The 20,101-nt window shown below is 64.2% G+C and carries 10 protein-coding genes; 3 read left to right on the top strand and 7 right to left on the bottom strand.

The genetic code is table 11. The annotated features are described in order from the left end of the window. Positions 1-323: 323 nt before the first annotated feature. From C1A35_RS23200 to C1A35_RS23225, 6 genes are all read right to left on the bottom strand, one after another. Positions 324-2,063, bottom strand: a complete 1,740-nt coding sequence (locus C1A35_RS23200; RefSeq protein ID WP_104666616.1) for a M14 family metallopeptidase — start codon at positions 2,061-2,063, stop codon at positions 324-326. Next, a complete protein-coding gene (locus C1A35_RS23205; RefSeq protein WP_104666617.1) occupies positions 2,060-2,914 on the bottom strand; it encodes an ABC transporter permease in 855 nt (284 codons plus the stop codon). The genes C1A35_RS23200 and C1A35_RS23205 overlap by 4 nt, the downstream gene beginning before the upstream one ends. 4 nt (positions 2,915-2,918) lie before the next feature. Beyond that, positions 2,919-3,842, bottom strand: coding sequence for an ABC transporter permease (locus tag C1A35_RS23210; protein WP_104666618.1), 924 nt, complete (start codon positions 3,840-3,842; stop codon positions 2,919-2,921). Positions 3,843-3,902: 60 nt separating this feature from the next. Beyond that, positions 3,903-5,390: an ABC transporter substrate-binding protein gene (locus tag C1A35_RS23215; RefSeq protein WP_440271556.1), complete on the bottom strand. Its 1,488-nt coding sequence runs from the start codon at positions 5,388-5,390 to the stop codon at positions 3,903-3,905. Positions 5,391-5,480: 90 nt separating this feature from the next. Continuing rightward, positions 5,481-7,313, bottom strand: a complete 1,833-nt coding sequence (locus C1A35_RS23220) for an ABC transporter ATP-binding protein (protein WP_104666620.1) — start codon at positions 7,311-7,313, stop codon at positions 5,481-5,483. Between the two features lie 14 nt (positions 7,314-7,327). Further along, positions 7,328-7,912, bottom strand: a complete 585-nt coding sequence (locus tag C1A35_RS23225; protein WP_104666621.1) for a winged helix DNA-binding protein — start codon at positions 7,910-7,912, stop codon at positions 7,328-7,330. A 121-nt stretch (positions 7,913-8,033) separates the two neighbouring features. On the opposite strand from C1A35_RS23225, the gene C1A35_RS23230 reads away from it, so the two are divergent. Together C1A35_RS23230 and C1A35_RS23235 are read left to right on the top strand one after the other, a co-directional pair. Then, a complete protein-coding gene (locus C1A35_RS23230; RefSeq protein ID WP_104666622.1) occupies positions 8,034-11,654 on the top strand; it encodes a hydantoinase B/oxoprolinase family protein in 3,621 nt (1,206 codons plus the stop codon). 289 nt (positions 11,655-11,943) lie between these two features. Further along, positions 11,944-13,845 carry a methyl-accepting chemotaxis protein gene (locus C1A35_RS23235; protein WP_104666623.1) on the top strand — a complete coding sequence of 634 codons (1,902 nt, stop codon included), beginning with the start codon at positions 11,944-11,946 and terminating at the stop codon, positions 13,843-13,845. Between the two features lie 199 nt (positions 13,846-14,044). Here C1A35_RS23235 and C1A35_RS23240 read toward each other — a convergent pair whose 3' ends face one another. Then, the gene (locus tag C1A35_RS23240; protein WP_158665136.1) at positions 14,045-18,526 is read right to left on the bottom strand and encodes a putative Ig domain-containing protein; all 4,482 of its coding nucleotides are present in this window, start codon (positions 18,524-18,526) and stop codon (positions 14,045-14,047) included. A 577-nt stretch (positions 18,527-19,103) separates the two neighbouring features. Between C1A35_RS23240 and C1A35_RS23245 the strand changes: the two genes are divergently transcribed. After that, complete coding sequence (locus tag C1A35_RS23245; protein WP_104666625.1) at positions 19,104-20,063, top strand: 3'-5' exonuclease; 960 nt, start codon at positions 19,104-19,106, stop codon at positions 20,061-20,063. Positions 20,064-20,101: the final 38 nt, after the last annotated feature.

The following is a 20,101-nucleotide window of genomic DNA, read 5'->3' on the forward strand; positions in this document are numbered from 1 at the left end:
CTCCGAATCCGTTGAGCGTTGCGCCACATCTGGTCGAGCAGGATTGCAGCAACGTTGCGGCGCCTGTGCCGGCGCGGCCCGTGCTGGTTCTAGCGGGAGATGTTGCGGCCCTGCAATGCGCCTTGCCGGGCTTTACCGTATTCGGCCTGGGGCGCTGTGCGGCCCTGAACAATCAGGCCGCACCCCGCCGCGGCGCTTCGCAGGCGGAGCGCGGGTCGCCCATTGCGTTCCTGTCCCAATGAAAGGTTCAGGAGAAACAGGTCCGGGCCACGAACGGGCCTATTGCGGCAGCAACCGCTCGTCGCGGTCGGGCGAGCCCGATCTCAGGAGATAGCCATGATCCGTTGGAATGCATCATAGGCGGCCAGCACCGTTTCCTTCTGCGCCCCATGGCCGGCGATGAAGGCATCGCCGTAGATGGTCTCGTCGGGATATTCGGTGATCAGCGTCAGCGGCGCCGTGTGGCGGTCGTCGACGGAGATCATGCAGGGGAAGCCGTTGATGATGCGGAAACCGGTCTCGCCGGCATGGGTCTCGTAAAGCGCGATCTGCGCGTCGTTGTAGGCGAGCAGGCCCGGGATGGCCGCTAGCCGCTCGGTGACTTCCGCGATCAGTTGTTCGGCGCGGGCTTCCCAGTCGGCGTGGTGGCGCATGATCAGGAAGAAACCCTTGGGCAGGGTCCACATGGCGAAACCGCGCGGCACGTAGCCCGACAGCGGCCGCGTCCATTCGTGCGAGGGATAGCCGTGCAGGTTGACGTGCAGTTGCGCGCCCGTCAGCCGCTCGGCCTCCTTGCGGATTTCGCGCTCGTTGAGTGCTGCACCGGTGCGGTACTCGAGATCGTCGCCAAGGGCCGTGTAGCGGGCGGCATGGTGCATGTGCAGCGGGTTGTCGACGCGCAGTCGCTGATGCACGGCATAGCCGTCGGGATTTTCGAGCGGCGAGATGGTGAAATGGCTGCCGGCGCGGGTGGCGAGCGCGTGGGCGGCGCGAAGCACGCCGACGATGCCGGTCGTCTCGTTCGGGTGCTGACCGCCGCTGATCATGACCGGTGCGTCGGTTCCCTTGTGATAGCGCGCCATGACCGCGCGGCCGGCACGAGATCTGGCCTCGAAGGGCTGGCCGTCGATGGCGGCGAGCTCGGCGTGGATCTGCGCTACCGCGAGCGGCGCCACGGCGGTGTCGAGCGGCTGGCTTTCGCCGTCGGCGTCCGTCGCCTGCAGCGGCCGCACCTTGACGACGACGGTCGGTTTGCCGACGCCGAAGACGATCTCCGGCACGATCTGGCCGGGCTTCAGGCCGCGGTCGCCGAGCGGGCGGCCGGACCTTTTCTGGAAGACTTCGAGCAGCGAGAAATAGAAGTCCTCGTGCAGCGCTTCGCGAAGGCTCACCACCTCCTCGCCGACGGGCAGGCGGAAGTCGGTGATCGGCAGGGTCACGCGGATGCTGAGTTCTTCGAAATAGGGCTCGCTGTCGCCCCAGGCATGATCGGCGATCGCCCGTATGGTGCCGGCGAACAGCCGCTCGTAGTCGGTCTCGAGATGGCATTCGCGATGCTTGTCGCAGCCTTGGTCGAGCCGGATCCAGCCGGTCGGCGACAGCAGGGTCTCGCCGATGAAATCGGTGTGGATGCGGTTGGGCGCAAAGACGGCGTGGTTTTCCTGGCGTCCGTCACGGAAGGCCAACGCGACATCGTAGGTGAATGCCTTGGCGCTGCCGGCCTCGAAGCGGATCTCGGCATCGCCGACAAGGGCTGCGAGCGGATAGGCTTCGAGCAGGAAGCGGTTCTGAGGGGCGCCCTCATGCTGGGGATAGCGGACGACGACGCTTGAAAGCGCTGCGCGATCCACGTCTTCCAGGAAGAAATGCAGCAGCGGCTTGTAGGCGCTGCGGAGCGTCGCCTTGACGCCGAAGCTCGCAAGCTTCTGTTCGCCCGCCTTGCGGCTGGCGGCATCGTCGAACAGCCAGGCTTCGAGCCTGGTGCCCCGGGCCGCTTCCTTGCCGTAGGTGGTCAGAAGCGTGTCGAGCGTGCGCTCGAAGGCGCCTTCGAAAATCGTCGTCATCGTGAGGTTCTACCGGTTGGGTCGAGGCTGTCGCGCAGCCAGTCGCCGAGAAGATTGAGGCCGAGAACGGTCAAGAGGATCGCAAGGCCGGGGAAGACGCTGACCCACCAGGCGTTCTGCAGGTAGGTACGGCCGTCGGCGAGCATGCCGCCCCAGCTCGGGATCAGCGGGTCGACGCCGAGGCCGAGGAAGGTAAGGCTGCTTTCGAGCAGGATGTTGTTGGCGACGTTGAGCGTCATCAGCACGATCACCGGCCCGATCAGGTTCGGCAGCAGGTGCTGGAACAGGATCTTGTAGTCGCGAACGCCGATGGCGCGCGCCGACTGGATGAATTCGCGCTCGCGCAGCGACAGCACCGAGCCGCGCACGAGGCGGGCATATTGCACCCATTGCGAGACGATCAGCAGGATGATGGTGTTACCAAGCCCGCCGCCGACGATGGCGATGAAGGTGATGGCAAGCAGGATGAAGGGCAGCGCCAGCTGAACGTCGGCAAAGCGCATGACGAGCATGTCCCAGAAGCCGCGATAGTAGCCCGAGACGAGCCCCATGATCACGCCGACGACGACGGCGCCGGCAACCGACGTCAGGCCGACGAGCAGCGAGATCTTGCCGCCAGCGACGACGCGCGCGAGCACGTCGCGGCCGAGCGGGTCGGTGCCGAGCGGATGCGCCCAGTTGACGAAGGGCGGCGTCAGGCGCGCCATCAGGTCGATCTTGTCGACACCGCCGGGAAAGAGCACGCCGGAGAAGACGACCGCGAGGCAGATGCCGCCGGTCAGAAGCGCGCCGAGAATGAACTCGAGATTGCGGAAACGGGCGAAGCGGGTGCTGGAAGCCTTAGACGTCATCGGCTCACTCCGTCCGGATGCGCGGATCGACGAGGCCATAGGCGATGTCGACGAGAAGATTGACGAACACGATCATCAGCGAGAGCACGGTGATGACCGCCTGAAGCACAGGGTAGTCGCGCGAGGCGACTGCGTCGAAGGCGAGCGTGCCCATGCCCGGCCAGTTGAAGACGAGTTCGACGACGACGATGCCGCCGAGCAGGCCGCCGAACTGCAGGCCGAAATAGGTGATCAGCGGGATCGCGCAGTTACGAAGCGCGTGCTTGTAGAGCACCTTGCTTTCGCTGAGGCCCTTGGCGCGGGCGACCATGATGTATTGCGACTGCAGGGTTTCGAGCATCGCGGTGCGCACCAGCCGCACGTTCGTCGCCGTCAGGATGATGCCCATGGTCAGCGCCGGCATGATGAAGCTTGCAAAGCCGTCCATGCCGCTCGGCGGCAGCCATTTGAGCACGATCGAGAACAACAGCACCAGCATGATCGCCAGCCAGAAATTCGGGAAGGAAAGACCGATCAGCGACAGGATGCGGATCGTCTGGTCGGCCCATTTGCCGCGGGCGACGGCGGCGCGAATGCCGAGCGGAATGGAAATGGCGATCGATACGATCAGCGAGGCGAAGGCCAGCAGCATGGTTGCCGGCAGCGCCGAGGCGATCAGCTGCGAGACCGGGGTGCCGCCCATGAAGGAACGGCCGAAGTCGAGCCTGAACATGCCTGTGATGAATTGGGCATATTGGGCGAGAAACGGCTGGTTGAGGCCGAGCCCCTCGCGGATGCGCACGAGATCTTCCTCGGTGACGCTGCCCGCACCCTGCGCCAGCATCAGCGCGGGATCGCCGGTGAACCGGATGGCATAGGAGACAGTCAGCGTCACGACGAACACGACGAAGACCGCCTGCAGAAAACGTTTGATCAGAAATCCGGCCAAGTGACCCGCCCTTTTGGAATGTGGTCCGCCGCCGCAAAGGTGGAGCGGCGGACCGGATTGTTACTCGACCGTCACGTCCGTCAGCCGCAGGCGGCTGTCCGGAACCGGCGTGAAGTTCTTGACGCGCTTGCTCACGCCGAAGATGGCGTTGAGGTTATAGAGCGGCATCTCGAGCGAACGCTCGGCGGCGTAGTTGGCGATCTGCTTGAGGATTTCCTCGCGCTTGGCCTGGTCGGTGATCGAGCGCTGGGATTCGAGCAGCTTGTCGAGTTCCGCATCCTTGTCGTAGGGGTTCCACTTCTCGCCGGAGTGGTACATCGAGTAGGCGGTGTTGTCGTAGTCGAGCGTCCAGCCGCCCCAGGACTGCTGGAACAGCGCGCCGGTCTTGCCCGCCGGGATGATGTCGTTCAGGAGAACGTTGGTCTCGTACGGCTTGATCGTGGCGTTGATGCCGATCAGCTGCAGGTAGCTCGCGATCGCCTGCACGACCTCGTTGAAGGTCGCGTCGTTGCCGCGAACGTCGATCTGCACGGAGGCACCCGGCGCGACGCCGGCTTCCTTCAGCAGCGCCTTGGCCTGTTCCGGATCGTAAGGAAGCGGCTTCATCGCCGGGTCGAAGCCGAAGGAAAGCTTGCCCTGGAAGCTGGCGATCGGATCCGCCTGGCCGGCGAGGATCGACTGGATGATGGTGTCGCGGTCGACGCCGAGGATCAGCGCCTTGCGGACCTTCGGATCCTTGGTGATGCCGTCGCGGGTGTTGAAGCGCAGCGCGTAGACCGTCGGGCCGGCGCTGGTGACGATTTCGAGGTTGCTGTCGTCCTGGATCGTCGGGATCATGCCGATCGGAATGGTCGGCGGGATCACGAGATCGACGCGGCCGGCCTGCAGCTCGGCAACGGCGGTCGCCGGCTCCGAGATGAAGCGGTAGTTGAGGTTGGAAAGCTTCGGCGCGCCGCCCCAATGGTCAGCGAAGGCTTCGAGCTTGATGCCGACCTTCGGCTCGTAGGAGACGAACTTGAACGGGCCGGTGCCAACCGGATGGGCGTTGAAGTAGTCCTCACCCTTCTCCTGGATGTACTTCGGCGGAACGATCATCGCGCCATAGCCGGCGAGCTTGGTGAGAAGCACCGGATCCGGCGTCTTCAAAACGAGATCGACGGTCTTTTCGTCGACGATCTCGACCTTCTCGATCACCGCATAGTTGGACTTCTGCGGGCCCTTGGAACCTTCCTCGCCGAGCAGGCGATCGAAGGTGAACTTCACCGCTTCGGCATTGAAGGGCTCGCCGTTGTGGAACTTGACGCCTTCGCGCAGCGTGAAGCGCAGGCGCTTGCCGCCGTCGAGCTCTTCCCACGCGGTGGCAAGGCCGGGCACGAGCTTCAAGTCCGGGCCGCGATAGGTCAGGCCGTCATAGATGTTGGTGGCGACCGACGCCCAGTTGACGAGGAAGGTGTCGACCGGGTCCCAGCTTCCCGGATCCTGCGGCGACGATACCGTCAGCGTGCCGGCGGCAAAGGCCGGGGCTGCGGTCATGAAACTGCCGGCCATCGCAATTGCGATGAAAGCGGCGTGGATCCCCTTTTTGTTGATCATTTACTCACTCCTGTTTCGACAGCCTTCTTGAGAAGAGAAAGCGGCTCACGCACCCTTGGCCACGAAGTGGCCAGGGGCGATCTCTTTGCGCGGCAACACCGCGGGTTCGTCGCCGACGCGGCGGATCGGGCTCGGGATTTCGCCTTCGAGCATGGCGCGCTCGCGGCCCTTGCCGGGCTCGGCGACCGGGACCGCGGAAAGCAGCCGGCGGGTATAGGGATGGGACGGCGTCTCGAACACCTGCTGGCGGCTGCCGAACTCCATGATCTGGCCGAGATAGAGCACCGCCACCCGATGGCTCATGCGCTCGACCACCGCCATGTCATGGCTGATGAAGAGATAGGCGAGGCCTTCCTGTTCCTGCAGTTCCATGAACAGGTTGATGATCTGCGCCTGGATGGAGACGTCGAGTGCGGACAGCGCCTCGTCGGCGATGATCAGCTTGGGGCGGGAGGCGAGCGCACGGGCGATACAGACACGCTGGCGCTGGCCGCCTGAAAATTCGTGCGGGTAACGCTTGGCGTGCGCGGCCGTCAGGCCGACGCGTTCCAGGAGTTCGTGCACGCGCTTTTCGATTTCCTTTTCGCCGAGGATCAGGCCATGGGTGCGGATCGGCTCGGCGATCGAGAAGCCCACGGTCTTGCGCGGATCGAGCGAGGCGAAGGGATCCTGGAAGATGTACTGGATTTCCTGCTTCAGTCTCTGCCGCTCGGCATAGCTCATGGCCGAGACCGGGCGGCCGCCAAAGAGGATTTCGCCCGAGGTCGCGTTCTGCAACTGCTGGATCGTGCGGCCGATCGTCGACTTGCCGGAACCGCTTTCGCCGACGAGCGCCAGGGTTTCGCCCGGGAAGATGTCGAAGCTGACGTTTTCGATCGCGTGAACGCGGTGCGTCGCCTTGCCAAAGAGGTTCTTGCGCACGTCGAAGCGGGTGACGAGATCGCGTACCGAAAGGATCGGCGCCGCATCGTAGCGGGCGGTGCGCTGGATATGGGTATTGCCGACGCGCCTCGGCTCGCCGTCCACCATCATGGTCAGCGGCAGCCGCTTGGGGAATTCCTCGCCGGTCATGCTGCCGAGCTTCGGCACGGCGGACAGCAGCGTCTGGGTATAGGGGTGCTTGGGGCTTGCGAAGATCTCGCGGACCGGGCCTTCCTCGACCTTGCGGCCCTTCCACATGACGACGACGTCGTCGGCCATCTCGGCGACGACGCCCATGTCATGGGTGATGAAGATCACCGCCATGCCGAGCTCCTTCTGCAGGTCCCGGATGATCGTCAGGATCTGCGCCTGGATGGTGACGTCGAGTGCTGTTGTCGGCTCGTCGGCGATCAGCAGTTTCGGCCGGCAGGCGAGCGCCATGGCGATCATGACGCGCTGGCGCATGCCGCCCGAGAGCTGGTGCGGATAGCGGCCAATCAATTCGGCGCTATCTGGAAGGCGGACCATGTCGAGCAGGCGGCGCGTCTCGACAAGGGCCTCGGCCTTGGTCATCTTTTCATGCAGCATCAGCACTTCGGCGACCTGGTCGCCGATGGTGAAGACCGGGTTCAGCGACGTCATCGGCTCCTGGAAGATCATGGCGATCTCCTTGCCGCGGATCGCGCGCATGGTCTTTTGCGGGGCAGCCGTCAGGTCGATTTCGCCGTCCTTGCCGCGAAACAGGATGCGGCCGGTCGGAAACTGGCCGCCCATCATGTCGGCGAGCCGCATGATCGAAAGGGACGTGACCGATTTGCCGGAACCGGATTCGCCGACGATTGCGAGCGTGCGCCCGGGCGTCACCGTGAAGCTCAGATCTTCGACGACGGGGTTGCCGTTGAAGGCGACGGAAAGCTTCTCAACGGCGAGCAGGGGCGCAGGCGTATCGACGGTCACGCGGTCTTCCTCGTTTACAATGTGGTCGCGGCGCGCGCGGACTGTTCATAGGCGCCCGACATGAAACGCAGGACGGCGGCGATTTCGGAAAGCGTCTCCTCGGAAGGACGCGCCTTGGCGGTAGAGGAAACCAGCAGCCGCTCGCGGATGTGGGCGTAGCGCGTGCAGGCGTCAGCTCCCTTGTCGGTGATGCGGATGGTCTTTTCCTTGCCCTGCTTGCCCGTCGTCACCAGGCCGGCGGCTTCGAGCTTGCGGATCGCATAGGTCGCGACGTGGGTGTCTTCGATATCGAGCACGAGACAGATGTCGGCGAGCTTCTTGCCGCGATCGCGGTGGCGGATCGTGTGCAGGATCAGGATTTCGATCGGGGAAAGCCCGGGGACGCCGGCGGCCGCCATGCAGCGCATCATCCAGCGGTGAAAGGCGTGCGAGGCGAGGATCAGGCCATATTCGACTTCGGAGAGGCCGGGAGAGCCGCCTTCGGCAAGGTGCGCGGAAGAGACGATCGGGCCGATGGCCGCGACCGGCTTTAGATGTTCGGGCAGGGCGTCTTCGGCCCATTCCCGTCCTTTAAAGCTCTCCTCCGACTTCTTCGTCATTCAGCTCTTCCTCATCTTGACGATTTTATGTCATCATTTTATCGACATTTTGTCAACGAACTGCTTTGATGAATTTCCGGGCTTGCACAATGAAGCGGCTCGCGAATGAGAGGGATGGACAATGAGCGCACGCGAAACCGGCAGCTGGGACTTCTGGATCGACCGTGGCGGCACCTTCACCGATGTCATCGGCCGCGACCCGCACGGGAACTTGCATGCGCGCAAGGTGCTTTCGGAAAATCCGGAGGCCTACCGTGACGCGGCCGTGCAGGGCATTCGCCTGCATCTCGGTCTCGCGACCGGTGCGCCGATCCCGACCGGTCTCATCGGCGAAGTGCGCATGGGCACGACGGTTGCCACCAACGCGCTGCTCGAGCGCAAGGGCGAGCCGCTGGCGCTCGTGACGACCAAGGGTTTCCGCGACGCGCTGAAGATCGGCTACCAGGAGCGCAAGAAGATCTTCGCGACCGAGATCATCAAGCCGGAAGCGCTCTACCAGGATATCGTCGAACTCGACGAACGCGTGCTGGCCGACGGTGTCGTCGAGCAGCCGCTCGACGAGGCGAAGGCGCGCGCAGCGCTCGAAGACCTGAAGGGCAAGGGCTACAAGTCCGTCGCCATCGTCTTCATGCATGCCTACAAGTATCCGGAGCATGAGGCGGCCGTTGCGCGCATCGCCCGCGAACTCGGTTTCGAGCAGGTCTCCGTCAGCCATGAAGTCTCGCCGCTGATCAAATATGTCGGCCGCGGCGACACCACCGTCATCGACGCCTATCTCTCCCCGGTTCTGCGCCGCTACGTGGCTCAAGTTTCGAGCGAACTCGACATCGCGCGTACCGGCGCGCGCGTCATGTTCATGATGTCCTCCGGCGGCCTGACCGCGGCTGAGATGTTCCAGGGCAAGGATGCGATCCTCTCCGGCCCGGCAGGCGGTGTCGTCGGCCTTGCCAAGACCGGTGAAGCCGCGGGCTTCGATCGCGTCATCGGCTTCGACATGGGCGGCACTTCGACGGACGTTGCGCACTTCGACGGCGAATACGAGCGCGCATTCGAGACGGAAGTTGCCGGCGTGCGCGTGCGCGCGCCGATGATGCTGATCCACACGGTTGCCGCCGGCGGCGGCTCGATCCTGCATTTCGACGGCGAGCGTTTCCGCGTCGGCCCGGATTCGGCCGGCGCCAATCCCGGTCCGGCTTGCTACCGCAATGGCGGGCCTCTCGCCGTTACCGACGCCAACGTCATGCTCGGCAAGCTGATGCCGGATTTCTTCCCGGCGCTCTTCGGCCCGAACCAGGACGAACGCCTCGACGTCGAGACCGTGCGCGGCCGTTTTGCCGCCATGGCCGCCGAGATCGGCGATGGCCGCAGCCCGGAGGACGTGGCCGACGGCTTCATCCGCATCGCCGTTGCCAACATGGTCGAGGCGATCAAGAAGATCTCCGTGCAGCGCGGCTATGACGTGACCCGCTATGCGCTCAGCTGCTTCGGCGGCGCAGGTGGCCAGCACGCCTGCCTCGTTGCCGACCAACTCGGCATGAAGAGCATTCTCGTGCACCCGATGTCCGGCCTGCTCTCGGCCTATGGCATGGGCCTTGCCGATATCCGCTCGACCCGCCAGAAGGCGCTCGGCGTCGCGCTCGACGACCAGGCGCCGGCGGCCCTCAGCGCGCTGGGCGCCGAACTGGAAGTCGACTGCCTCGGCGAACTGGAGGCGCAAGGGATCGCCCGCGACGAGATTCGCACGCATCTGCGCGCCCATATCCGTTATGCCGGCACCGACACGGTGCTTGCGGTCGATGCGACCTTCCCTGACCATGACGACATCGCCCGCCTGCGCGCCGAGTTCGAAACCCTGCACAAGCGCCGCTTCGGCTTCGTCGCCGACAACAAGGCACTGGTGATCGACGCCGTCGAGGTCGAGACGGTCGGCGGCGGCGCTGCCCAGATGGAGCGCGAAGGCGCGTCCGTCACGTCAGGCACACCAGACGTTTCGCGCCGCACGCGCTTCTATTCGCAAGGGCAGTTCCATGACGCGCCGGTCGCGCTACGTGCAGAACTCAGCCCCGGCCAGCGGCTCGACGGTCCGGCGATCATCATCGAACCGAACCAGACCGTCGTCGTCGAGGACGGCTGGCAGGCGGAACTGACCGCCAAGGACCACATCGTGCTTCGCCGCGTGAAAGAACTCAAGCAGGAGAGCGCGATCGGTACCCATGCCGATCCGGTCATGCTGGAGATCTTCAACAACCTGTTCATGTCGATCGCCGAACAGATGGGCGTGACGCTGCAGAACACCGCCTATTCGGTCAACATCAAGGAACGGCTCGATTTCTCCTGCGCCGTCTTCGACAACCGCGGCAACCTTGTCGCCAATGCGCCGCACATGCCGGTGCATCTCGGTTCCATGGACGCCTCGGTCGCCACCGCGATCCGCGAGAACCCGGTGATCAAGCCCGGCGACGTGTTCCTGATCAACGCGCCCTATAACGGCGGCACCCACCTGCCGGACCTCACCGTCTGCACGCCCGTCTTCGACGATGCCGGACGAGAGATCCGCTTCTGGGTCGCAAGCCGCGGTCATCACGCCGATATCGGCGGCATTTCGCCGGGCTCGATGTCGCCGCTTGCCACCAACATCGAGGAGGAAGGCGTCTATATCGACAACTTCAAGCTCATCGATGCCGGTCGCTTCTGCGAAGCCGAACTCGAAGCGCTGCTCAACGGCGCGCGCTATCCGGTGCGCAACATCCTGCAGAACGTCAACGACCTGAAGGCGCAAGTTGCGGCCAACGAAAAGGGCGTCGCCGAACTCAAGAAGATGATCGCCCAGTTCGGCGAGGACGTGGTCGAGGCCTATATGGGCCACGTCCAGGACAATGCCGCTGAAAGCGTGCGCCGCGTGCTCGACCAGTTGCCGGACGGCGAGTTCTCCTACGAGATGGACCAGGGCTGCAGCATCGTCGTCAAGATCACCGTCGATCGCGACAAGCGCGAGGCGACCGTCGATTTCACCGGCACCTCGGAGCAGCGCGGCGACAACTTCAACGCGCCGGCCCCGGTCACGCGCGCCGCAGTGCTCTATGTCTTCCGCGTGCTGGTCGAGGCCGACATCCCGATGAATGCCGGCTGCCTGCGTCCGATCCACATCGTCATTCCCGAGGGCACGATGCTGACGCCGCGCTATCCGGCGGCCGTCGTTGCCGGCAACGTCGAGGTCAGCCAGGCCGTGACCAACTGCCTGTTCGGCGCGGTCCAGAGCCAGGCGGGCGCGCAAGGGACGATGAACAATCTCACCTTCGGCAACGACAACTATCAGTACTACGAGACCATATGCTCCGGCGCACCGGCCGGTCCCGGCTACAACGGTGCCGATGCGGTCCACACGCACATGACCAATTCGCGCCTGACCGATCCGGAAATCCTCGAAACCCGGTTCCCGGTGGTGCTCGAAGACTTCCACATTCGCCTCGGCTCCGGTGGCCGTGGCCAGTGGCATGCCGGCAACGGCACGAAGCGCACGATCCGGGCGCGTGAAACGCTCGACTTCGCGATCCTCTCCGGCCATCGCCGCGTCGCGCCCTTCGGCATCAAGGGCGGTAGCCCGGGTGAACTCGGCCGCAACCTCGTGCGCCGCAAGGACGGCCGGACCGAGGAACTGTCGGGCTGCGCCCATACGGTTCTCGAAGCCGGCGAAGCCTTTACCGTGGTGACGCCGACCGGCGGCGGCTACGGCCGGTCATAGGCCGAAGGACTGAAATCTCCCAAGACTGCTGCGGTGGTCTGCGGGCGGGCGAGCGATCGTCCGCCCGTTTTTCGTTTTTGAGATATGCGCATCCACTTGTGCTGCATATGCGAAAAGACGCGATCGCTTTTTTAACCTGAATTTAAATTCGAAATTACTAAGTATTTATCGGTCAGTGCGCGCGCCGTTCCTCCTCCCAGGTGCCGCTAACAGCCGGTCCTCCTCCCGCCGGTATGGCTGACCATGTCCTCCCCAATTGCGCGATCGCGACATCACAGGAGTCACGGCAGTGGCGTTCAAGAACCTTTCGATTTTGACCAAGGTCGGCCTCGTGGTCGTGGTCATGGGCATATCCTCCATTCTGATTGCGCTCGCCGGAGCGCGTGGCCTTTCTTCGCTCGGTGCGACGATCGTCGATGTCGGCGCGCGTGAGGAAGCGGCGCGCGAGGCGATGGACCTGCGCGTCGACATCATCGCCATCAGCCGCATGACCTATCAGCTCGCCGCAGCCCCGGAGAAAGCGGCCGACTTCGGCGCGGAAACCGAGAAGCGCGCCGAGGAAATGCTCGGCCGCCTGACGAAGATCGAGGCTGTCGCCGACGATGCGGAAGACAAGCTGCTGAACGACATCCGCCTCACGCTCAACAGCTATTTCGACGAGATCCGCGCCATGGTCGCCGTCGCTGCCGGCAAGGGCGGAGATGCTGGCGCCGTCAAGGGTGCACTCGACAAGGCGCTCGAAGCGCAAAAGACCGTGACGGCAACGGTCAAGACCTACAGCACCTATTCCGGTGATGCGCTCGCGGCGGCCCGCACCGAAGCGCTCAATTCCTCCTCCGTCGCGATGACGATCCTCGCCGGTGCCGCTGCCGCCTGCGTGCTCTTCGGCGTCGGCGTCAGCCTCGTCGTCGCCCGCCGCGGCATCGTCATGCCGGTGCGCGAACTCACCTCGACCATGAGCGAACTTGCCGACGGCAAGCTCGACGGCGAGGGCACGGACGTTTCCCGCCAGGACGAGATCGGCGAGATGGCACGCGCCGTCGAAGTGTTCCGCAAGAACGGCATCGCCATGCGCGCGATGAAGGCGCAGGAAGCCGCACTCCATGCCCGAAGCAGCGATCTGCAGTCGAACATCAGCGTCGTCGTCGCCTCGGCCGTTGCCGGCGATTTCACCGGCCGCATCACCAAGGATTACGAAAACGACGACCTCAACCGCTTTGCGTCGAGCGTCAACGAACTGGTGTCGAGCGTCGACCAGACGGTCAACGAGGTGCGCCGCGTGATCGCGGCCCTTGCGGATGCCGACCTGACGCAGAACATGCGCGGCGAGTTCCACGGCGCCTTCGCCGAGCTGCAGGTGAACGTCAACCAGACGATGGTGACGCTGCGCTCGACCATGCAAAACGTGCGTACGGCGGCCAGCACCATCAACGACAACTCTGCCGAACTGAGTTCGGCCGCCAACGATCTGTCGAAGCGCACGGAACAGCAGGCGGCAGCGCTTGAAGAAACCGCAGCCGCGCTCGACGAGATCACCTCGACCGTGCGCACCGCTTCCGAGCGGGCGAACGAGGCACATGAGATGGTGCGCGCCACCAAGGAGAGTGCCGGCCGTTCCGGTGCGATCGTGCGCAGTGCGGTCGATGCCATGGGCCGGATCGAGGATTCGTCCAACCGCATCAACCAGATCATCTCGGTCATCGACGAGATCGCCTTCCAGACGAACCTGCTGGCGCTCAACGCCGGCGTCGAAGCGGCTCGCGCCGGTGAGGCCGGCCGTGGTTTCGCGGTCGTCGCGCAGGAAGTGCGCGAACTCGCCCAGCGCTCGGCCAACGCCGCCAAGGAGATCAAGACGCTGATCCACAGCTCCGCGTCCGAGGTCGAGACCGGCGTGTCGCTGGTGCGCTCGACCGGCGAGGCGCTGCTGGAGATCGAAACACTGGTCAACAATGTCAGCGGCCACGTCAATACGATCGCCACGGCCGCGCGCGAGCAGGCGACCGCGCTGCAGGAGATCAACACCTCCGTCAATCACATGGACCAGATGACGCAGCAGAACGCGGCAATGGTGGAAGAGACGACGGCGGCGAGCGGTACGCTCGCCGAGGAAAGCCGGCAGCTCCGCACGATGCTGGCAAAGTTCAAGCTGGAAGGTGCCGCGGCACGCGAAAGCTGGAACCGCGCTGCCTAGAGCATCCTGCCTTCAAGTGGATTCACTTGCGGGCGGAAAGATGCTCTGGAATCAAAGCGCTAGAGCGTAAGCACCAAACAATAACGCGATCGGGGCGGCGGCAAACCGCCCCGATCGTTTCTGTTTTCCCGGGAAGCCTGCGCGTGCTCTGAAGGCGCGGCCGACTGTCGGCGCAGGCCGCTGTCGTCAGAAGGCGCCGCTAGAAGCGCACGCTGATCCCCACTCTGCCGCCAGCGGCCTGTTCGCCATCGTCTTCGATGTTGAAGAGCAGCGCCGCGTCCAGGTTCCAGTTGATGTCGTTGGACAGATCGACGCCCGCCGACAGCGTGCCGAAAGCGCCACTGTTGTCGAGGGCGGCAAAGCCGACACTGGCGCCAATCCGAGGCGTCAGCGTCAAGCCGTCTTCAAGCGCGTAGCTGTGCTCGATTTCCGCACCGGCGCTGAACCGCCATTGCTGCTCGGTAAAGCCGGTAAGGGATACGGTCCCGCCGGCGCCGTTCGAGACGCTATAGTCATCGACCTTTTCGTTGAAGAAAACCGCTCTGAGTTTTGGCGTGAGGATGGTGTCCTCATCGATCAGCCATTGTCCCTGCAGCTTGGTGTCCCACAGCCAGCGGGTCGTGTCGAACGAGCCGTCGAAGAACGCCGTGTCGATGTCGTTCCAGGAGCCGCCATAGAGCAGGCTCGTGTCGAGGAACACGCCCTTGCCGATCTCGAACGAAGCGTAGGGGCCGGCGAGCCAGCCGTTGCCGGTCAGTTCGGCATCCTCCTCCGTCGGGTCGCTCATGCGGTCGAAATGGAAGGATAGCCCGACCAGCGCCTTTTCGCTGATGAGGTAGTCGGCACCTGCCGAGAACATTCCGAAATTGCCCCAGCGGCCGTCGTTCTGATCGCGCTTGTGCATCAGGAACGTGCCGTCGATCCAGACGTCGAAGGGCGTGAGCATGAGGTCGGCTTGCGTTTCGGCGCCTTCGGCGGCGTTGCGGGCCGCCTCGATCTGCGAAAGGCTGGTGGCAAAACCAAGCGTAATGCCGTCGGCTGAAGGCGACACGCGGGTCGTGACCGGATCGCTGCTCGCCGCGTTTCTCCGCCGATCGAGCAGACCCGGCACCTTCAGCGTCGAGGAGATGAGGTTCTGCCGGGTTTCGACGAAACCACGGACGAGACGGTCGACTTCATCCGCGACATGAAGCGGATCAAAGCCGATGCGATAGGAAACGCTGGCGACGTTCGATGGGCCGCTGGCGCTCGACAGTCTGTAGCCGACAACGGCGGTCCCTGAGAAGGCAGGGTTCGGGGTGAATTTCAGATAGTACCCGACCGGCGTGAAGCTGCCGGCGGCGGCAAGTTCACCTTCGATGATTTCAGCCGTTCCCGCGTTCGGCGGCTGGACGAACGCGACGGCGGCCGAGGTGAAGGGCCCGCCGGTCGCGCCACTGTTCAGATAGACATTCGGCGGCGAAGAGCCGGGAGGAACGGTGACCGTCCTGTCGGGCGCTGTCACCTCGCGCGCCTCGACCGTGATGGAATAGGACGCCGTGCCGCTGTTGCCGGCGGTGTCCGTCGCCCTGATCGTGAACCTCGTTTCACCGATTGTCGCGTCTGCGTCGAGCGGGCCTGTCAGCGCGCCGGTGGAGACGTTCAGGATCATTCCCTTGGGCAGGCTGCCGCTGCTGACGTCGTAGAGCAGTGCGCCGACACCGCCGTTTGCCGCTATGCCGACGCTGTAGTTCTCGCCGGCCATGGCAGCCGGCAGGGCCCCGGCCGCCGGCACGAACGACAAGACCAGCGGCGTAGCCTTGATCGTCAGGGCATATGCCGATGAGCCGCTTGTGCCATATGCATCCGTGGCGGTGACGGTGAAGTTGGCGTTGCCGGCCGCAGTCGGGGTTCCGGACAAGGTGCCGTCGGCCGCGATGCCGAGCCCCGCCGGAAGCGTGCCTGCAGTCACCGAATAGGAATAGGGCGCTGCGCCGCCGCTGGCAGAGATCGTCTGGCTGTAGGCGGTGCCGACCGTTCCCGCGGCAAGGCCTGAAGGCGCCACCGTGATCGTCGGGGCGTTGACGACCAATGTAAAGCTTTGCGCCCCGGTTCGGCCGAGGAAGTCGGTTGCCTGGACGTCGAACGTGGAGGTCCCGTTCGCCGTCGGCGTGCCGGAGAGCGTCCCGTTGGCGGCAAGGTTGAGGCCGGCCGGCAACGTGCCGGAGCTGACGGTATAGCCGTAAGGGCTGACGCCGCCGCTGGCGATCAACGTCTGGCTATAGGCTGTGCCTAGCGACGCGGAAGGCAGTGTCGCAGGCGAGAGCGTGATGGTGGGCGCCCCAATCACCAGCGTATAGGCTTTGGTGGCGGAGAAGGGGGCGCCGGTTCCGACGGTGCTGTCGGTGGCGCGAATCGTGATGTTGAAGGTCCCGCTCGCTGTCGGCGTGCCGGAAAGGGTGCCGTCTGCGGCCAGGGTGATGCCGGCTGGCAACGTGCCTGGCGCGACGGAATAGGTGTACGGCGCTGTTCCCCCGTTTGCCGTCACCGGCTGGTTGTAGGCGACACCTGTTTCTCCAGCCGCAAGGCTTGCCGGCGAAAAGGTGATCGTCGGCGCGCCAACCACGACCGCGTAGACCTGAACGCCGATGCTGCCGAGCGCGTCGGTCGCCTTGACGGTGAACGAGAAGCTTCCGCTGCGTGTTGCCGTCCCGGACAAGGTTCCGTCGCCCAACAATGCGATCCCCGTGGGGGCTGCGCCTGAAGACACCGTATAGCTGTACGGTCCGGTTCCGCCGGTCGCCGTGATCGTCTGATTGTAGGCAGCACCGATCGATATGGCCGGCAAGGTCCCAGGCGAGAGCGTGATCGCCGGCGCCCCGATCAACAGCGTATAGGTCTGGGTGCTGGAATAGGGGCCGGCGCCGGTGGAACTGTCCGTGGCCTCGATGGTGACGTTGAAGGGGCCGATCGCCGTTGGCGTGCCCGACAAGGTGCCGTCTGTGGCAAGCGTGATCCCTGGCGGCAATGCGCCAGCCTTGACGCCAAAGCGATGCGGAGCCGTTCCGCCGCTGGCCAGAATGGTCTGGCTGTAGGCCGCGCCGATATTGCCGCCTGGAAGGCTTGCCGGAGATATGGTGATCGTCGGAGCGCCGACGGTGAGGGTGTAGGCCAGGGTGCCGGTGCTGCTGAATGCGTCGGTCGCCATGACGGTGAACGCGAAACTTCCTCCAGCCGTCGGCGTGCCGGACAGTGTCCCGTTGCTCGCCAAGGTCAGCCCCGCCGGCAGTGAGCCGGATTGCACCGTGTAACTGTAGGGGCCGGTCCCGCCCGTTGCGGTGATCGTCTGGCTATAGGCAGCGGCTACCGTTGCTGCGGGCAAGGTGGCAGGCGAAAGTGCAATCGTCGGTGCCACGATTTTAAGCGTGTACGCCGCCGTGATCGTATCGTTATGGCCATCCGCGGCCGTGATCGAAAAGTTGAAGGTATCGGCCGCCGTCGGCGTCCCCGAGAGCGCGCCTGCGGACGATAGGGTCAACCCGGCTGGAAGTGCGCCCGTCGTAACGGAAAAGGTCCGCGGCGACAGTCCTCCCGAGGCGATGAAATCCAGGTCGTAGGCCGCCCCGACGGTGCCCTGGGCCAAAGTGCCAGCTGGCGGGGCGAGGGACAACGGTGCGCCGCGCGTGACGGCAAGCGCATAGGTCTTTTGAGTGGATCGATCCTGCGCGGTAACGGTCACGATGATGGAGTTCACTCCCACGCCCAGGCTGATTGCGCCCGAAGGCGAGCCGCTTGCGACCGGAGCGCCGTTGATGGAGACGGTCGCTCCGCTGTCGGTGGTCGTTGGGATCAGGGACAGCGACGAGACGCTGTTTGGAACATTCATGGAATAGTTCGTCGTCGTTGACGCGAAGGAAGGCGAGAGCGTTCCCGTGCTCGGGGAGAGGAGGCTGAGCGTCGCGTCGATCGATGGCGCGATATAGGTGAAACCTCCGGGAAGCGCCCCTGTCCCGGCCGGATTGGTGACGACGACATCGACGGCGCCAGCCGCATGCGTCGGCGCGACGGCGGTTATCTGCGTGGCGCTGACGACGACGACCGACGTGGCAGCGGTTCCGCCGAAGGTGACACCTGTCGTGCCGGTAAAGTCGGTGCCGCTGATTGTAACGGCGGTCGTGTCCAATGTCAGGCCGGAAGCGGGTGAGATCGACGTGACCGTGGGTGGCAACAGCGTCGAGCGGCACGTGACCGTAGCCGTCGCGACGCCACCTTCGGCGCCACCCATGACGTAGATCCAGTATGTCTGCCCCGGGTCAAGCGAGATGGTGCCGGATCGCGTGAAATCGTTCGGCTCGTTCGTGCCGATCGTGTGCTCAACGACCGTTATGTCGTAGCCGCCGCCTTTCGAAACCCCAAACGATGCGCCGGCCTTGCCGCCACTCTTTTCGAAAGCGCTGCTGTTCGTCGTGGTGGCGGTATAGGAGAGTTCTTCCCCTTGCTCGAACGCCCCATAGAAGCCCTCGAACCATGCGTTTGGTACGCCGCGCGAAATATTCGACCAATTGGCGTTGATTTCGCTGCAAGCATTTGAGAGGGCGTAGGCGTTGCCGGCCACCAGCAGCGCAACAAGGAACGTCGCAAACCAGGTGGCGACCGCCTTGCTCCAACGGGGCAGACCTGCCGGGCGCCTGCGGCGGGCCATGGGCAGCACGACGGGAGATGAATTTCGTGCTGCAACGATTTCTCGTCCAGTGTCACGACAGGAATACGTCATCGAAAAAATGCCCCACCACGAATGCCAAACGCGAATGTGCGTTGCGAGAAGGCAAGGCCCTCCTCACATGCATCCTTCGTCTGGATTGTCCCCCGATTGCCGTCGCTCCGTTGCCACCAACAGAGCTCAGCAAGTGATAAGTGCTATTTATTGCTGGTTCGCATATGTGTGGCTGTAGCCTTCTTGCCACACACGTACAGATTTAGTGGCTTCGCCTGGCATACTTATCTCTTGGCCATATCTGCGGCGGCACTCCCATTCCTGTTCTGCGTTGGCGCGGACAGGGTGGCAGATGCCGCCGAAGGGTTTTCGAGGGGCGATATCTCCCGATCTTTGACCGGCGCGTGTCGCTCGGGCAGGCCCGTTTTCGTGAGCAGGCCCTGTCGGCCCTCGGGCCTACGCAGGCGGTAGTCCCCATCATTCTTCCCGATTTGCTGGGAAGCATGCCTGTTAACGGCTATTCTGGAACGCACGTGTGTGAGTCGTTAATGTGCGGGACAACCGAATGACGCAGCAGTTCGATCTCTTTGTTTCGGACGAGGCAACTTCGAAAAAGGCGGGCGGTGGACCGGCGGTCAAGCGGGCATCGCTGACCGAGGACGACATGGTCCGTCACCTTCAGGCGACCGGTCGCTATCGGCTGCTGCAGCGGTTGGTGCCGCGCGACGTGGTGCCTGTTGCACGCCCCGGCTTTCCACTGAGGGGCGTCATCCTCGATACCGAGACCACCGGGCTCAGCCATCGCAAGGACGAGATCATCGAGATCGGGCTGGTCGCCTTTACCTTCGACGAGAAGGGCAATCTCGGCGATGTGACGGGCGTTTTCGGTGGTTTGCGACAGCCGACCAACCCGATCTCCGCGGAAATCACCCGCCTCACCGGCATTACCAACGAGATGGTCGCGGGAAAGTCGATCGACCTCGAAGAAGTGCGGGCGCTGATGGAAAAGGCGGACCTTGTCATCGCGCACAATGCCGGCTTCGACCGTCCGTTCTGTGAGGCCTTTTCTCCCGTTTTCGAAGGAAAGGCATGGGCCTGTTCCGTCTCCGAGATCGATTGGTCCTCCCGCGGCTTCGAGGGCACCAAGCTCGGCTATCTGATCGGGCAGGCCGGCTATTTCCACGACGGCCACCGGGCGGTCGACGACTGTTTCGCCCTGCTCGAAGTCCTTGCCAAGGATGGTGGGTCCGGCAACACGCCGTTTGCCGAGCTTTATGAGGCAAGCCAGCGATCGCGCGTTCGCATCTTCGCGGAAAACAGCCCGTTCGACATGAAGGACCACCTGAAAGCGCGCGGTTATCGCTGGTCCGACGGAAGCGACGGCCGTCCGAAATCCTGGTGGATCGAGGTCGCCGATCAAGCGCTTGAGGATGAGCTCGGCTACCTGCGCTCGGAGATCTATCGCTGGAAGGAAGCCGATCCGCCGATCAAGCGTCTGACCGCTTTCGATCGCTTCCGGGCCTGACGGTCAGGCGAACCGCGCGGGACCGAGGGGCGACCTTG

Origin of the sequence: Ensifer adhaerens, assembly GCF_002940685.1 — a bacterium.
GTDB lineage: Bacteria > Pseudomonadota > Alphaproteobacteria > Rhizobiales > Rhizobiaceae > Ensifer > Ensifer adhaerens_E.

Bases quoted from the DNA above. Each gene is read 5' to 3' on its own strand.
- C1A35_RS23240 (WP_158665136.1), bottom strand. From the start codon at position 18,526: ATGGCCCGCCGCAGGCGCCCGGCAGGTCTGCCCCGTTGGAGCAAGGCG.
- C1A35_RS23225 (WP_104666621.1), bottom strand. From the start codon at position 7,912: ATGACGAAGAAGTCGGAGGAGAGCTTTAAAGGACGGGAATGGGCCGAA.
- C1A35_RS23245 (WP_104666625.1), top strand. From the start codon at position 19,104: ATGACGCAGCAGTTCGATCTCTTTGTTTCGGACGAGGCAACTTCGAAA.
- C1A35_RS23200 (WP_104666616.1), bottom strand. From the start codon at position 2,063: ATGACGACGATTTTCGAAGGCGCCTTCGAGCGCACGCTCGACACGCTT.
- C1A35_RS23230 (WP_104666622.1), top strand. From the start codon at position 8,034: ATGAGCGCACGCGAAACCGGCAGCTGGGACTTCTGGATCGACCGTGGC.
- C1A35_RS23215 (WP_440271556.1), bottom strand. From the start codon at position 5,390: ATGGCCGGCAGTTTCATGACCGCAGCCCCGGCCTTTGCCGCCGGCACG.
- C1A35_RS23205 (WP_104666617.1), bottom strand. From the start codon at position 2,914: ATGACGTCTAAGGCTTCCAGCACCCGCTTCGCCCGTTTCCGCAATCTC.